At 56.5% G+C, this 15,488-nt stretch carries 13 protein-coding genes; 2 read left to right on the forward strand and 11 right to left on the reverse strand.

The window, feature by feature from the left end:
- The first annotated feature begins 51 nt into the window (after window positions 1-51).
- Window positions 52-318, forward strand: a complete 267-nt coding sequence (yhcN, locus tag ACQG22_RS21165) for a peroxide/acid stress response protein YhcN (protein ID WP_013098974.1) — start codon at window positions 52-54, stop codon at window positions 316-318.
- A 66-nt stretch (window positions 319-384) separates the two neighbouring features.
- Here yhcN and ACQG22_RS21170 read toward each other — a convergent pair whose 3' ends face one another.
- The 5 genes from ACQG22_RS21170 to aaeX form a co-directional block, all read right to left on the reverse strand.
- The gene (locus ACQG22_RS21170) at window positions 385-657 is read right to left on the reverse strand and encodes a barstar family protein (protein WP_013098975.1); all 273 of its coding nucleotides are present in this window, start codon (window positions 655-657) and stop codon (window positions 385-387) included.
- A 44-nt stretch (window positions 658-701) separates the two neighbouring features.
- Window positions 702-2,156, reverse strand: coding sequence for an NAD-dependent succinate-semialdehyde dehydrogenase (locus ACQG22_RS21175; RefSeq protein WP_013098976.1), 1,455 nt, complete (start codon window positions 2,154-2,156; stop codon window positions 702-704).
- Between the two features lie 88 nt (window positions 2,157-2,244).
- Complete coding sequence (gene aaeB / locus ACQG22_RS21180; protein WP_047023148.1) at window positions 2,245-4,212, reverse strand: p-hydroxybenzoic acid efflux pump subunit AaeB; 1,968 nt, start codon at window positions 4,210-4,212, stop codon at window positions 2,245-2,247.
- A 5-nt stretch (window positions 4,213-4,217) separates the two neighbouring features.
- Entirely contained in the window at window positions 4,218-5,150 is a 933-nt protein-coding gene (gene aaeA, locus ACQG22_RS21185) for a p-hydroxybenzoic acid efflux pump subunit AaeA (RefSeq protein ID WP_013098978.1), read from the reverse strand.
- Between the two features lie 7 nt (window positions 5,151-5,157).
- Window positions 5,158-5,361 (reverse strand): p-hydroxybenzoic acid efflux pump operon protein AaeX, encoded by a 204-nt coding sequence (gene aaeX / locus ACQG22_RS21190; protein ID WP_003860416.1) that lies wholly within the window; start codon window positions 5,359-5,361, stop codon window positions 5,158-5,160.
- Between the two features lie 178 nt (window positions 5,362-5,539).
- Here aaeX and aaeR point away from each other — a divergent pair, with 178 nt between their 5' ends.
- On the forward strand, window positions 5,540-6,466 hold the full coding sequence (gene aaeR / locus ACQG22_RS21195) for an HTH-type transcriptional activator AaeR (protein ID WP_013098979.1): 927 nt from the start codon (window positions 5,540-5,542) through the stop codon (window positions 6,464-6,466).
- Window positions 6,467-6,515: 49 nt separating this feature from the next.
- Here aaeR and tldD read toward each other — a convergent pair whose 3' ends face one another.
- From tldD to mreC, 6 genes are all read right to left on the reverse strand, one after another.
- Complete coding sequence (tldD, locus tag ACQG22_RS21200; RefSeq protein WP_013098980.1) at window positions 6,516-7,961, reverse strand: metalloprotease TldD; 1,446 nt, start codon at window positions 7,959-7,961, stop codon at window positions 6,516-6,518.
- An 84-nt stretch (window positions 7,962-8,045) separates the two neighbouring features.
- Entirely contained in the window at window positions 8,046-11,846 is a 3,801-nt protein-coding gene (yhdP, locus tag ACQG22_RS21205; protein WP_252000390.1) for an AsmA2 domain-containing protein YhdP, read from the reverse strand.
- 41 nt (window positions 11,847-11,887) lie between these two features.
- The gene (gene rng / locus ACQG22_RS21210; RefSeq protein ID WP_014833490.1) at window positions 11,888-13,357 is read right to left on the reverse strand and encodes a ribonuclease G; all 1,470 of its coding nucleotides are present in this window, start codon (window positions 13,355-13,357) and stop codon (window positions 11,888-11,890) included.
- Window positions 13,347-13,940: a Maf family protein gene (locus ACQG22_RS21215; protein ID WP_038420713.1), complete on the reverse strand. Its 594-nt coding sequence runs from the start codon at window positions 13,938-13,940 to the stop codon at window positions 13,347-13,349. Before ACQG22_RS21215 ends, rng begins: the two co-directional genes overlap by 11 nt.
- Before the next feature lie 9 nt (window positions 13,941-13,949).
- Entirely contained in the window at window positions 13,950-14,438 is a 489-nt protein-coding gene (gene mreD, locus ACQG22_RS21220; RefSeq protein WP_013098985.1) for a rod shape-determining protein MreD, read from the reverse strand.
- The gene (gene mreC / locus ACQG22_RS21225; RefSeq protein ID WP_013098986.1) at window positions 14,438-15,442 is read right to left on the reverse strand and encodes a rod shape-determining protein MreC; all 1,005 of its coding nucleotides are present in this window, start codon (window positions 15,440-15,442) and stop codon (window positions 14,438-14,440) included. The genes mreD and mreC overlap by 1 nt, the downstream gene beginning before the upstream one ends.
- Window positions 15,443-15,488 lie beyond the last annotated feature (46 nt).

Here is a 15,488-nt window from a genome sequence, read left to right on the forward strand (position 1 = left end):
CAGTTCAACCCTTCTCGCCGTTGAGCAAAAACCTCTTCAGGAGCAAAGACTATGAAAACCAAATTAATCATCGCAACCCTCGGTCTGGCATCGGTTCTCTCTTTCGGCGCAAGCGCAGCCGTCCAGCAGGTGAATACCGAGCAGGCGCAAAATCTGCAGTCTATGGGTAGTGTTTCCGTAACGTCCGTCACTGGCTCTCCGATGGATATCCGTCAGGAGCTGGCCGCAAAAGCTGAAAAAGCAGGCGCCAGCAGCTACCGCGTCACCGAACTGAATCAGGGCGACCACTGGCACGCTACGGCAGAACTGTATAAATAAACCCTCGTCGTATCTCATCATACGACTTGCCCCTTGCCTCGCTGGTCAGGGGCTTTTTTTGCGTAATCAATGGCGCGCGTTGAAACGCAACTGCCCTTCCAGCTCTTCTTCTGCTTCATCAAACAATAAAATCAGCGCCCCAAATCGCCTGCGCAGCTTATCGGGCAGATGAATAAACTCTATTTCCAGCGGTAACGGCAGCTGACTGCCGGTCACCACATCCCACAGCATATCCAGATTCGTGACGCTTTCCCGTTCCAGATCAAACGCTCGGATAAATTCACGATAGAAGTCTTCCTGACTGTCGATCTCGTCAAAATCAAAGGTATAGGTTTTCATTGCCAGCCACCCAGTCCAGGCGAGCGGCGATGCCGCCCTGTCTATTATAATCCCCCGATATGCAGGGTTTTGACTTCCAGATACTCTTCCAGCCCCAGCACGGACCCTTCTCGACCCAGGCCAGACTCTTTTACCCCACCAAAAGGTCCAAGCTCCGTGGAAACGGCGCACTCATTAATCCCAATCATCCCGCTTTCGATTGCCTGCGAGACGCGGAAAACGCGCGACAGATTCTGAGTATAGAAGTAAGCCGCCAGACCATAAGGCGTGTTGTTGGCGCGCTGGATGACTTCATCTTCAGAAGTGAAACGGAAGCAGGCGGCAACGGGACCAAACGTCTCTTCTTCCGCCAGTTTCATGCCTTCATGACAGTCGCCCAGCACGGTGGGCATCCAGAAATTGCCACCAAGCGGATGTGGTTTACCGCCCGCCAGGACCGTCGCCCCCCGGGCAACAGCGTCTTCCACATGCTCGCGCACTTTGTTCACCGCGGAGGGTTCAATCAGCGGGCCTACGACCACACCGTCTTCCAGACCATTTCCCACCTTCAGCGCGTTCACCGCATCGGCCAGTTTGTTCACAAACTTGTCGTAGACGGTTTCCTGAATATAGAAGCGGTTAACGCTGACGCAGACCTGTCCGGCATTACGGAATTTGTTGGCGATCGCCCCTTTGACGGCAGCATCGATGTCCGCATCTTCAAACACGATATACGGGGCATTCCCCCCCAGCTCCATCGAAACTTTTTTCATGGTGTCCGCGGCGTTACGCACCAGCGTTTTGCCGACGGAAGTGGAGCCGGTAAACGAGATTTTCCGCACCTCGTGACTCGCCATAATCGCGTCGCTGATCTCATGCGTATTACCGGCCACGGCGTTGAGGACGCCATCCGGCACACCGGCCTGTTTCGCCAGCGTGAGCAGCGCAAACGCGCTGAGCGGGGTGTTGTTTGCCGGTTTGATGACCCCGGTACACCCCGCGGCCAGCGCCGGACCAAGCTTACGGGTGAGCATCGCCATCGGGAAGTTCCACGGCGTAATTGCCGCCACCACCCCCACAGGCTCACGGGTAGCCAGAATGCGGGAGCCCGGTTTGATCGGTGGAATAATTTCACCGTTAGCGCGCTTGGCCTCTTCGGCAAACCACTGAATAAAACTGGCGGCGTACTCCACCTCGCCTTCAGCTTCTTTCAGGGGTTTGCCCTGTTCGGTGGTCATTAACCGACCAAGCCAGCTTTTATTCTCGATAATCAGTTCATACCAGCGATAGAGAATGGTCGAGCGCTCTTTCGCGGTTTTGGCCCGCCAGGCCGGGAAGGCTTTCGCGGCGGCGGCAATCGCCTCTTCGGTTTCTGCTTTACCGGCTTTCGCCACTTTGGCGATAACATCACCGGTGGCCGGGTTCAACACATCAAACGTTGTGTCCAGCGGTTTCCATATGCCGTTAACCAGATAACCGGTCTGAAAAAGAATGTGGTCCTGAAGCGCCTGGGTAGTCATGTGTCCTTCCTTTCTGAATGTAAGAGCCTGCAGAAATAAGTATAGCCACAAAAAAACCGACGCTTTTGGCGTCGGTTTTTTACTTCAGTCAGTTATCCGTCAGGACATTCTGGTAGCGGTGCAGCATAAACACCAGCCGCGCTACCGGCTCTGTCACCTGAGGAGGTGCTTCCCAGACCCTGAGCTTCTCCTGGTAGACATCCAGCTCTTCCAGCAACTGCTTAAAGTAACGGCGTCGTTTGTCATCACTGGAGGCGGAAAGCACATGGTCCGCGGTACGGCGCAACTGGCGGTGGAATGCCGACAGATCGTCGTTGATGGGCACCGGTGCGTTACGCAGACGCTGATGCGCAATGATCATGGTTAACGCCAGACGAAAGCGGGCAATGTCGCCAGGGAACTTATTCAACAGTAAAAACAGCTGCTGATAGAGCGCAGGCAGATGGTTCTCTTTACGGCGCGCAGTGTTGGTGGTCATGGAGGAGACCGCCGCCGAAACGAACTGGTTCAACAGCACGCGACCTGTTCGCGCCTGGGAATTGTCGCGCACCAGCAAAATCACCATCATCGCCAGGAAACAGCCCACCAGCTGACCCAGGGCGCTGTCGAGGAACTGGCTGAAATGGAACGTCATGGGGTTATCCAGCACCAGAATGTTAATAGTACTGGCGAGGGCACCGAGCGATCCCAGACGGCGCTTCTGCACTTCTATCCCGATAAAGAATGCCATCACCGCAAGACTGATACAGAGCAGCAACATGCTCTGCTGCGTGGACGGGAGGATCACCAGGAAATAGAGCGCGCCAAGCGGTAACGCGGCAATCGTGCCGTACAGGAAATCGATAGCGACCATACGCGGGTTGGGCAGACGCATTGCCAGCGCCGTGACGACGGCAATCATGACCATCGCGCCGCTGCCGGAGGTCCAGCCAGTCCACAGCCAGAACAGCGTGCCGAGCATACAGGCAAGCGTCGTACGCCAGAAGTTGACCATCGCGTGGTGGCGCTCAGCCGATTCCGCCTTGATCACCACTTCACCCTGCAGGACATCCTCTTCCGCCGCGCTGATTTTCGTATTGCCGATCACGCCCCGTTTCAGCAGCAGGTAGCGCGTCGCGGCGCCAACCCACGTATAAATGGTCACCGGTGTGTCGCGCTCTCCGGTCCAGGCAATGACCCGCCGCATGCGTTTGAGCTGCTTATGTACGTCCTGCACCGTTTCCACCGGCTCGGCAAATAGTTCGCGGAAGGTATCGGTAACCGATTCCGGGCGGGTGTTCTGAATAAGGTAGGTTTCGCACGCCTGGGTAATCAGCGTTAAGGAGACGGTATTGATCGCTTTAAGACGACGGTTGGCGCGCGCCCAGCGCGAGGACTCCATGTTAAGGTTACTGCGCATCCCTTCCAGCGCCTGCGTGCGGCGAACCAGTCCACTCCAGGCTTTGTCCACCTCTTCGCTGTCACCGTGCTTGATGCAGAGCTGCATCAGCTGATACTGGGAGACGATCAGCGCATCCAGTTCGCGATCCACCTCCTGTTTGATGGATCGAGGGGAGAAAAGCAGGTCAGCAACAATTGCGCAGACGATACCAATCACGATCTCACTGCAGCGTTCCACGGCAAACTGCGGCGCGAGCAGCGGTTCGGTTTGAATGGTGATGACAATAATCAGTGCGGTATAACCCGCCAGCCCCCAGGCGTAAGAGTTTTCGACCTTCACCAGAGAGGAGAGCCAGGTGCAGAAGCCCGCCCAGATACAGCACACCAATACCATCAACAGTGGCGTGCGGATCATCAAAATGATAATGGTGAGCGCGGCGATACAGCCGATAAACGTCCCGATGATACGCAGCATCCCGCGATAGCGGATCGCCCCGGAGTAAGGCTCCCCACCTGCCGCGAATGCCGGGCCAGCCGCGACAATCGCCGCCGTTAACACCGCCCAGCGGGGGGTTTCCAGCTGGAAGTGAAAGCCGACAAACAGCGCCAGCACAATGGCACTCGCCAGCTTCACGGCGAAGCGAATGTGCTGGCTGGCGATAGTAAAGATCCCCATAGCGATTAACCAAACTCGCGCAGACGATGGGCGATTTTACGGAAAATAGAGTCCTGGCTGGCGTCCCGGTCTTTCTCACCGGTGATTACCACCGTCGCGGTTGTGCCCGCAGGCCACAGGTTGCCCTGCTGTTCGTCCAGATGAATACGTACCGGCACACGCTGGGCCAGGCGCACCCATTCCAGGTTGGAATCAACCGTCGCCATCCCTTTCGCATCATTGGAGCTGCTGGAGTTGGTGACGCCAGCCGCAACGCTATCTACGGTACCTTTAAAGACGCGGTTGCTGCCAAGCGGCGTGATCTCTGCGCGGTAGCCCGGACGAACGCCTTCCAGTTTGGTCTCTTCCATATAGGCAAGCACATAGAATGAGTTTTGTTTCACCAGCGCCACGGCGGTTGAACCGCGGGTGATAAACTCCCCGGCATAGACATTCAGGTTGGTGACCCAGCCATCGGCAGGTGCGCGGATCACGGTACGCTCCAGATCGAGCTTCGCCAGGTCGCGCGTCGCCTGCGCCTTTGCCAGCTGATGCAGCACGGTTTGCAGCACGTTGTTAGACTGATCGATCTCTTCCCGGGACATCGCCTGAACCCCCAGCTGGTTACGGCGGCCCGCCTCGCGGCGTTTCTCCGCAGCCAGCGCCTGGTAATAGGCGACATCCGCTTCCGCTTCTTCCAGTGCTTTCTGGTAACGCGGCTGGTCAATGGTGAACAGCACCTGGTCTTTCTTCACCAGCTGGTTATCGTGGACGTTAACCGCCGTGATAAGACCGGCCACGTCGGGGGCGATCGCCACGACATCGGCGCTAAAACGCGCGTCACGCGTCCACGGTGATTCGGTGTAATAGACCCAGGCGCGAAAAATAGCGATGAACGCGAGGATAACCAGCGCCATGGTGATGGCGGTGCGGGAGATTTTTCTTGTTAGCGTTTTCACATCAACCTCAGACAAACATGCGCGATATCAGGTAGAACAGGCAGCAATACAGCGCGGTATTGAACAATGCAGGGTGCCAGACGAAATCGTAGATCCCGGTAGGAACCAGCACCTTGCGCACCAGCCAGAAGATCGCCAGTGATAAAAGAAGCTCGAAAAATATCGGTGGGAACGACAGACCGAACACCACGATAACGGGAAACAGACTCATGTTGACCTTGATAAGAGAGAGTGCAGGCTTCAGAATTTTTAGCGCACGCCACCGCGGGAGAGCAAGAAACGCCGGGCGAGAATGGCGCAGCCGTTATGTAATTAATAATATATTAACGTAACTGTTATGCTGTTATCTATAATATGTGATCTAAATCACTTTTAAGCCAGAGTGAACAATGGAACGTTTAAAACGCATGTCGGTCTTCGCCAAAGTGGTTGAACTTGGCTCATTTACTGCTGCTGCCCGGCAGTTGCAGATGAGCGTCTCCTCCATCAGTCAGACGGTGTCAAAACTGGAAGATGAACTGCAGGTGAAGCTGCTCAACCGCAGCACCCGCAGTATTGGTCTGACGGAGGCGGGTAAAATTTACTATCAGGGCTGTCGCCGCATGATGCATGAAGTGCAGGATGTTCACGAGCAGCTCTATGCCTTTAACAACACGCCCATCGGGACACTACGGATTGGCTGTTCTTCAACTATGGCACAAAATGTTCTCGCCGCCATGACCGCAGAGATGCTGAAAGAATATCCGGGATTAACCGTGAATCTGGTTACCGGTATTCCCGCCCCGGACCTGATCGCAGACGGGCTGGATGTGGTGATCCGCGTTGGCGCGCTGCAGGACTCCAGCCTCTTCTCCCGTCGACTCGGGAGTATGCCGATGGTGGTCTGTGCCTCGAAGAGCTATCTGGCGCAGTACGGCGTGCCGGAGAAACCAGCCGATCTCGCCAACCACTCCTGGCTGGAGTACAGCGTCCGCCCCGATAATGAATTTGAACTGATTGCCCCGGAAGGCATTTCTACCCGACTGCTGCCGGAAGGACGGTTTGTCACCAACGACCCGATGACCATCTCGCGCTGGCTGGTGGCGGGCGCCGGGATCGCTTACGTCCCGTTAATGTGGGTGATCAATGAGATCAACAGCGGAGTGCTGGAGATCCTGTTCCCTCGCTACCAGTCCGATCCGCGTCCGGTGTATGCCCTGTATACCGAAAAAGACAAACTGCCGCTTAAGGTGCAGGTGTGCATTAACTATCTGACCGAGTATTTTGTGGAGGTTGCGGAACTGTTTCAGGGCATGCGGGGAAGAAGGAAAGAGTAGGTATTTCCCCTCTCCCCGTTGGGGAGAGGGTTAGGGTGAGGGGAGAAAATTACGCCGTGCCGCCCACCGTGAGGTTATCGACCTTCAGTGTCGGCTGGCCCACGCCCACTGGCAGGCTCTGGCCCTCTTTACCGCAGACGCCCACGCCGTTGTCCAGCTTGAGATCGTTACCGACCATGGAGATCTGCTGCATGGCTTCGATACCGGAACCAATCAGCGTCGCGCCTTTCACCGCTTTGGTCACTTTGCCTTTTTCGATCAGATACGCTTCTGACGTAGAGAAGACGAATTTACCGGAGGTGATGTCCACCTGACCACCGCCAAAGTTTGGCGCGAAGATCCCGTAATCAACAGACTCAATGATCTCCTGCGGCGTGGACTGGCCTGGCAGCATGTAGGTGTTGGTCATACGCGGCATCGGCAGATGTGCATAAGATTCACGACGGCCGTTACCCGTTGGCGCCACGCCCATCAGGCGCGCGTTCAGTTTGTCCTGCATATAGCCTTTCAGCACACCGTTTTCGATCAGCACGTTGTACTGACCCGGCGTACCTTCATCATCGATGGAGATAGAGCCACGGCGATCAACCATGGTACCGTCATCCACCACCGTGCACAGTTCAGAGGAGACAAGCTGCCCTATCTGACCGCTAAATACGGAGGTGCCGCGGCGGTTAAAGTCCCCTTCCAGACCATGCCCCACGGCTTCATGCAGCAGCACGCCCGGCCAGCCAGCGCCCAGTACCACCGGGAATGTCCCCGCAGGTGCCGCCACGGCAGAAAGATTGACCATCGCCATACGCACGGCTTCTTTTGCCCACGCGTCGGCACGGGCTTCACCGTCGACGTCACCCAGGAACCAGTCATAACCAAAACGACCACCGCCGCCGCTTGAGCCACGCTCGCGCTTGCCGTCCTCTTCTACCTGCACGCTGATGGAGAGACGCACCAGCGGACGGACATCCGCCGCCAGGGTGCCGTCCGTCGCCGCGACCAGAATCAGTTCATAGACACCGCTCAGGCTGGCAGACACTTCCTGCACGCGTTTATCGGCAGCTCGCGCCACTTTGTCCACGCGGCGCAGGATATCCAGCTTCTCTTCACGGCTCATGCTCTGCAGCGGGTCGATGCTGGTATAGAGCGCAGCATGCTGCACCTCACCCAGCGTTTTGACACGGCCATCGCCTGCGTCACGCACGATGGTACGTGCCGCCTGCGCGCTCTGCTCCAGCGCAGCCAGGCTTATCTGGTCCGCATAGGCAAAACCGGTTTTCTCACCGCTGATGGCGCGCACGCCAACGCCCTGGTCAATGTTGTAAGAACCATCTTTGATGATGCTGTCTTCTAAAACCCAGGATTCGTGATAGCTCGACTGGAAATAGAGATCGCCGTAGTCGAGACGGCGTTCGGTCAGTTGACCAAGAATGGAGAACAGGTCCTGATGGCTCAGGCCGTTCGCTGCGAGCAAATGTTCACTTACCAGGTTCAGACTCATCGTATTGCTACTCGTTCGTTGCCGCCTGTGGCGGTATAAAGATCGTATTTATTGAGAGTGAGGCAATTACCTGCCCACGTCAAATCATTGCTGTGCATCTTTGCGCGGCTGGCGCAGCACTTCATTAATCTGCGGTTTATCCACCGGACCGGTGATGCGGTAGCGCAGAATAGAGACCTTGCTCCACAGCGGCCCCAGCACTTTACTGGCGGCAAACACCGCAGCACCAACAATCGGGTTCACCACAAAGGCGGCTGCCACCCCCACGCTCGCGGAGATTTCTGGCGCCACCACGGCTTCCATATCCAGCTCGCGACGTACAAGGTTAACCGAGCCCTTCATGGCGATATCCGCTTCCAGACCGTCCACCAGCGTGTCGTCCGTATGCATAACGCCGTCCTTGATCCACGCCGTACTGCGGATGGAATCGTAGTAGAACCCTTCGCTGAAGGTATCGCTGAAATCAAAACGCAGCTTACGCAGCAGCGCATCAAAGCTCAGAAGACGCAGGATCTGCCCGGCGCGTCCCGTGCTCACATCGGCAATTTCACCTTTTCCGAAGCGGGTTTTCAGTATGCCGTTAAGCGAGGCCTCATCCGGCTTCCACGGCGCGTCACGCCAGTGAAGATCGTAATCGACGTCAAATGACGAGCCGCGCAGCGGCGTGCTGATACCAAAGAAATTGGCTGCTGCATCCAGTTTGTTACCCTTAATGTCGCCTTTCAGCGAGGTGCGCTGTTCGCCTGGGTTATTCACCCACTCGCCCGCGGCCGTCAGACGACCAAAGCCGGTATCGACCAGTCCACCCGTGAGGCTCAGCGTGTTGCCCTGAATCGCGAAGTCACCGTCAATGCGGCCATATTTTTGTCCCCACAGCCAGCACTCAGCACAGCGCAGTTGCAGATCCGGCCAGCCGCTGAAGTCCACGCGGGAAGTGTTACTCAACGGCGATGCCGGAGTCGATTGATCTTTCCCGCCCGCCGTTGCCGGGTTGTAGTAGAGATAGCGGATTGCCGCCTGCCACGGGGCGTTATCGCGCATGGTCAGGGTGGCGTTGATCTCCCTGCCCTGAGCCTCTACTTTCGAGCCGTTAGCCGTGGGCTGAGAGACGATACTCAGGTTGTTCCACTGTTGCCCACCCAGCGTGAGCGACGGTGTGCGCACGGTGACGGTTTGCGGGAACTGCGCCGCCTCATCCACGTTTTGCCCGACGCCTTTCTGGAACAGCGCCAGCCACTGCGCGCCATCCATCGGCGGGAGATTCAGCTCAATGCCCTGATGATCCGGAAGCGGAGGCGTGGTTCGGCTGTCCGTCGTCCAGATGGCTTTGTCCAGCGTCAGCTTACGGTTGAGCAGCCAGCGGCTGTTGAAATGATTCGTGCCACCCGCGCTGCCGGTTAACTCGAAGCTGTTCAGGTTGCCCACGACGTTAAGCGTCACGGGCAGCGCCTGTCCGGCCTGTTTATCCAGCGGTGCAGGCAACTGGCTGCTGAGATTTTTCAGATCGCCAGTAAGATCGACCTTATACTTCGTACCGGCGTGGTAGGGCAGTTCAATATCCACCTTCCCCTTCCAGGCGGCTGCACCATCAACCGACTCCTGAATGGGTTTCGGCAGTACATCCATCCGCGAGGGTTGCCAGTTACCGTCCAGATTGACAGCCACCTGGTAGGCCTTCTCCCCCTCGGTGGTCGAGAAGTCGATGTTGACGGGCTGATTGAACCAGTTGGCTGTGAGCGGCTCACTCTTCAGGTTGCCGTTCACAAAGCTGAACTGCCCGCTGAGGTTCTTCAGCGTACTTTCCAGCGGTTTAATATACAGGCTGTTGTTGTTCAGGCGGACGTCACCTTTGGCGGTGGTCATTTCGCCGTCCAGCGGGATATCCAGATGTAAGCGAGCATTCACATCGCCATCAAGCTGGAGTTGCTCAAGCGTGGCAGCCAGCGAGGCTTTCAGCGGCGTCTCTTCAAAATAGGGACCGACCGCCTTGCCGGGCCCGTTGATATCGGCATCAATCAGCAGTTTCTCTTTTGAGTAATCGGGGATATTTGCCGTCAGGTTGGTGGCCGTCACGCCGCCCAGCGCGACGCTGTCTGACTTCATCCACAACCCGTCATTGAGAAAATTAAGCTCGATATCGAGGTTTTTCAGTGCAGGCCAGCCCGGCTGGAACGCAAAGGTAGCGTTGTGCAACGGCACCAGCACCTGGAACTGACCTTCGTTATGTTTGTATGGGAAAAGATGCGGATTGCCGCCATAGGCCAGGGTGGCGTTATCCGCCTGACCGCCCTGGATCGCCCCGCTCAGGTAGTCCACAAGCGCTTTGCCCATCAGGTTTTCCGGGAAGTAACGCCAGGCCTGAGAACCGTCGCTGGTGCTGATCCCCGCCAGAATACCCAGCCACGGCTCTTCACCTTCAGGCTTTAAATAGCGAAAATCCCCGCGGGCATGAACCGCTTTGGCTTTCACATCGATATGGCGGCCATCAAGCTGGAAGCCCTTATCGTTGCGCAGCCAGTTAAGCACCGCGTTGCCTTTTTCAATTTCCAGCGGTGCCCTGAAGACCGTTTCATAAGGCATTTTGGCGTCATGCATCTCAACGGTCAGCCTGCCGTTCTCAACGCTGCCCTCCAGCTTGCCGCTGAAGTTCTCAGCCCCCGGCAGCAGTTTCCACTGTTTCCAGGCCAGATCTTTCCACGTCGCCTGGAAGCGGGTTTTCTCGGTTGCCTGCAGCGGGACATCCAGCGCGAGGGCGTCAATTTCCCCACTTGGCTGCGTTGCCAGCCAAACGTCACCCAAATCCGGAGAGAGCTTCGCTGCCATGGAGCGCAGCCCTTCAATGGCCGCCAAATCGAGATGCGTGGCGCGGATACGCAGCTCATCGCTACGCTTATTATTCGTGCCGCCGACATCCTGCTCAGGCATCCATGCCAGCGTCAGCGCGCCGCGCGGCCAGGGTTTGCCGTCCATGGTGATGCGCGTATCCGGGATGGCAAACTGCCAGCCCCCTTTCTCTTTCGTCACATGTGCGGTGAGGTTATCTACAGAGAGTTGATGCTGCTTGCTTTCGCCCTGCCAGCTTGCACCGCCCTGCTTCAGCCAGATATCGCCGCTGGCGAACACGCCTTTCGTCAGGGTCATCCAGCCTTCCAGGCTAAAACGGGCCGTTTCCAGCTGCATATTTTGCTGCAGCCAGTCGCCGAGCCACGGCTTCACATCCACGTCGTCAGCCTGCAGCCACACCTTGCCGTTGTTGAGCAAGCCGTCGTCATCACGCAGATCCATACGGACCTGCATGACCCCGTGCTGGCCGTTCAGGCTGGAGAGGTTCACCTGCCCCTCGGCACGGTGACGCTCTTTGCCGTTAAGCCAGGTCAGTTGGGGGATCTTCAGTTCGGCGCGCTGGCCGGAAAGGGTAATAAAGCTCACTTCGCTGTCGCGAAGATCGAAATGATCGAACTGACGCAGGAAGAGATCGCTCAGGCGGTTGGCTTCAAGGCTCTGCGTGTTATCCCCGCCAGAGATCGGCGTGTTGGTCAAAAACTGAAGCTGATAAAAGGTGAGATCGCGGAACTGCCAGCGCATGTGCAGCAGGCTTTGCCAGACATCCAGTGCCAGGGTCACGCGTTTGATTTTCAGATAGCCGCCATCTTTCAGGCTGGCACTGATGTCCCGGGCATCCAGCGTCGGGCCAAAGTTTTGCCAACTGGCGCTGACCTGGCTTACGTCAACCGGCACACCGGTGGCGGATTCGATCTTCGCCAGCACCTGCGGACGCCAGCTGTCCAGATGCGGTAAAACGAGGCGCAGCCCGCTCACGAGCAGCGCGACAATCACGACAAGCGTTGCCCCTGTAAGCAGTAAAATCCCCGGCAATCGCCTCACGCATCTCTCCTTGTCAGCTTTTTCACGCAGCGAACTGCGTCTTACATCATGACGACGTCAAATTGCTCCTGGTTATAGAGCGGCTCAATTTGTACTTTTACCTGTTTGCCGACAAAGATTTCCACTTCCGCCAGCGCGTGCGACTCTTCACCTTTCAGCGCTTCAGCCACCGCAGGGGAAGCATAGACCAGAAAACGATCGGAGTCGTAGGCATGATGAACGCGGACAATTTCACGCATGATCTCATAGCAGACGGTCTCCACCGTCTTTACGGTGCCGCGTCCGTGGCAGGTTGGACACTCGTTACACAGCACATGTTCCACACTTTCACGGGTCCGTTTACGCGTCATTTCCACCAGCCCAAGCTGTGAGAAGCCGTTAATGCTGGTTTTCACGCGATCTTTACTCAGCGCCTGCTCAAGCGAGTGCAGTACACGGCGGCGATGGTCTTCATTATTCATATCGATAAAGTCGATGATGATAATGCCACCCAGGTTGCGCAGACGAAGCTGGCGCGCAATGGCCTGTGTCGCTTCAATGTTGGTATTGAAGATGGTGTCATCCAGGTTGCGATGGCCGACAAACGCACCGGTGTTGATGTCCACGGTGGTCATTGCTTCGGTCTGATCGATGATAAGATAGCCGCCGGACTTCAGTTCAACCTTGCGCTCCAGCGCACGCTGGATCTCATTTTCGACATCATAGAGATCGAAGATTGGCTGACGCCCGGTGTAATGTTCCAGCAGGCCAGGCATTTCCGGAATGTACTCAGCGGTAAATTCCAGCAGCGCTTCGTAGGTGAGGCGCGAGTCCACGCGGATTCGGTCGAGCTGAGCATCAGCAAAATCACGTAGGACGCGCTGGGCAAGTGCCAGCTCACCGTACAGCTGATAGCGGGTCTGGTTGCGTTTTTTACGCTCCATCACCTTGGTCCAGACGCGCTTCAGGTAAGCCGCATCGGATGCCAGATCCTCTTCGCTAACCCCTTCGGCGGCGGTTCGGATGATAAATCCGCCCTGTTCGTCGCAGTAGGCGCTGACCACTTTCTTAAGGCGCTCGCGCTCGCTTTCACTTTCAATACGCTGGGAAACCCCCACGTGCGACGCGCCGGGCATAAAGACCAGGTAACGGGAAGGTAACGTGATGTCGGTTGTCAGACGGGCGCCTTTGGTGCCAAGGGGGTCTTTCACCACCTGCACCATCAGATCTTGCCCCTGACGCACCAGCTCTGAAATGTCGCGTACGGCAAACTGCTTTTGCTCTTCGCCTGCGACACACTCGGTATGCGGCATGATATCGGAGGCATGTAAAAATGCCGCCTTATCCAGTCCAATATCTACAAAAGCCGCCTGCATACCCGGCAGTACGCGGCTGACACGACCTTTGTAGATATTGCCTACTATTCCGCGTCGCGCTTCACGCTCAATATGAATTTCCTGAAGAATGCCACCATCAATGTAGGCCACACGGGTTTCCGATGGCGTTACGTTTACCAACAATTCAGCCGTCATAATTATCCCTTCCCTCACGCAGTGAGTTAAAATTGCTCAGCAACTCATACGTTTCCACCAGCGGTAAGCCGACTACGGCGTGATAGCTGCCATTTATCTTCCTGACAAAACAGCCACCCAGCCCTTGAATACCGTATGCACCTGCTTTATCCATCGGTTCACCGCTGGCAATATACGCGGCGATCTCGTCGTTGGTCAGTACTCTGAAGGTCACGTCCGTCACCACCAGACAATCCAGCACGTGCTTGCTGTCCGCCAGCGCCACCGCGGTCATCACCTGATGCGTTTGCCCGGACATTTTGTGCAGCATATGTGCTGCATGCTCAGCGTCTCGCGGTTTCTCAAGCACTTCACCGTTAAGGATAACGATGGTATCCGCCCCCAATACCGGCAGGTCGCGTGGCACGCACGCAACGCCAGCCTGCGCTTTCTCACGCGCCAGGCGAGAAACATACTGCTGAGCACTTTCGCCCTCAGCACGTTTTTCTTCGATGCCGGTAACGATACGTTCAAAAGCGATGCCCAACTGCGTGAGCAACTCCTGACGACGTGGAGAACCGGAGGCAAGATAGATAGACGTCATAGAAACCTTTTACTGCACAGCAAACTGCTGGCGAACCTTACGCATCAGCAGGAACAGCCACGGCCAGAGCACACCGTTGACTACACTACTCCAGAATACTTCGGGTCGGAAAGAGACGTTGATCACTAAAAACTCTGCCCAGAAAACAACGATATCCGCGGCAAGCGACAACAACATCACGACCAGCGCCTGTTGCCAGAGCGCGAGGTTACGAAAGAGCTGGAATTTGAGTGCAACGAGATATGCAATGATGCTCATGGATAACGCACGAACACCCAGCGTTGAGCCACTAATGAGATCCAGTATGGCACCCATTACAAAGCCTGTGCCAACATTTACGCGGTGCGGCAGGGCAAGGATCCAGTAGAGCAAAATGAGCAATACCCAGTTTGGCCGGTAAACAAGAATGTCGTCCGGCCAGGGCATTATCTGCAGCAACAGCGCGATGAGAAACGAGAGCCAGATAACCCAGCGTCCCTGGCTACGATAACTGGCCACTACTGCCCTCCGGATGAGAGTTTAGGCGGTGGCGGCGCATCCGTTATCCCGGTGGCCGGCGCGGGTACTGGCGCAGGTGGCCCCATCGCATCCGGAGCAGGAAGAACCTGCGGCATCATCTGCATCAGGCGCTCATTGGCAACGCGATGCACCTCTTCAGGCGTCATTGGGTTGGCACCGTTACGATCGGCTCCCCACAGCAGCAGCAGGTAGCGAAGACGCTGTAAACCCGCCGTTGGACGCGCCTGAATCACGGTGTAGGCACGCTGCGTATCAAGCTTCACAGAAGAGACAACCGCAACCGGATACCCTTCAGGGAAACGTCCACCCAGACCGGAGGTGACCAGCACGTCGCCCACACGGATATCCGTGTTGGCTGGCAGGTGCTCCAGCTGCAGATCGTCCGTGCAGCCGTTACCCGCCGCAATGACGCGAATATCGTTACGCAGTACCTGAATAGGCAGCGCATGGGTGGCATCGCAGATCAGCAGTACACGGCTGGTCAGTTTGGCGACGGCGACCACCTGGCCCACCACACCTTTATCACTGATAACAGGCTGACCTTCATACACACCATTCACGCTACCTTTGTCGATCACCACCTGATCGCTGTAAGGATCGTTTACGGTGGAGATCACCTGCGTCACCATCTTCTGCTCATCCTGACGCAGCGGCGATCCAAGCAGCTCACGCAGACGCGCATTTTCCTGCTTGTATTGCCCTAACATCAGCAGTTCGCTGTTTTTCAACAGCAGTTCCTGGCGCAATGCCCGGTTTTCAAGTTCGAGTTGGTCACGTGAGGACAGCGTTTGAGAAACGGAGTCGAGCAGTTCACGGGGACCATTGGATATAAAGTAGAAAGGACTGACGGCGGTATCCATGTACGTTCTGATCTGGCTGAACGTACCGAGGCGGCTATCGGCAATAATGACACCAAGCGCAACCAGAACCGCCAGGATCAGGCGAAACTGTAGCGAGGGGCCACGGCTAAAAATTGGCTTCATAGGCTATGCGTATTCTCGTGTCAGAGAGAAAGGGTAGCGATTCGCT

This window comes from Enterobacter cloacae complex sp. 309I3 (assembly GCF_050031595.1).
Taxonomy (GTDB): Bacteria; Pseudomonadota; Gammaproteobacteria; order Enterobacterales; family Enterobacteriaceae; genus Enterobacter; species Enterobacter cloacae.

Excerpts from the sequence above, each read along its gene's own strand:
- aaeB (WP_047023148.1), bottom strand. The coding sequence starts at position 4,212 with ATGGGGATCTTTACTATCGCCAGCCAGCACATTCGCTTCGCCGTGAAG.
- aaeX (WP_003860416.1), bottom strand. The coding sequence starts at position 5,361 with ATGAGTCTGTTTCCCGTTATCGTGGTGTTCGGTCTGTCGTTCCCACCG.
- rng (WP_014833490.1), bottom strand. The coding sequence starts at position 13,357 with ATGACGGCTGAATTGTTGGTAAACGTAACGCCATCGGAAACCCGTGTG.
- aaeR (WP_013098979.1), top strand. The coding sequence starts at position 5,540 with ATGGAACGTTTAAAACGCATGTCGGTCTTCGCCAAAGTGGTTGAACTT.
- ACQG22_RS21170 (WP_013098975.1), bottom strand. The coding sequence starts at position 657 with ATGAAAACCTATACCTTTGATTTTGACGAGATCGACAGTCAGGAAGAC.
- mreC (WP_013098986.1), bottom strand. The coding sequence starts at position 15,442 with ATGAAGCCAATTTTTAGCCGTGGCCCCTCGCTACAGTTTCGCCTGATC.
- ACQG22_RS21175 (WP_013098976.1), bottom strand. The coding sequence starts at position 2,156 with ATGACTACCCAGGCGCTTCAGGACCACATTCTTTTTCAGACCGGTTAT.
- tldD (WP_013098980.1), bottom strand. The coding sequence starts at position 7,961 with ATGAGTCTGAACCTGGTAAGTGAACATTTGCTCGCAGCGAACGGCCTG.
- ACQG22_RS21215 (WP_038420713.1), bottom strand. The coding sequence starts at position 13,940 with ATGACGTCTATCTATCTTGCCTCCGGTTCTCCACGTCGTCAGGAGTTG.
- yhcN (WP_013098974.1), top strand. The coding sequence starts at position 52 with ATGAAAACCAAATTAATCATCGCAACCCTCGGTCTGGCATCGGTTCTC.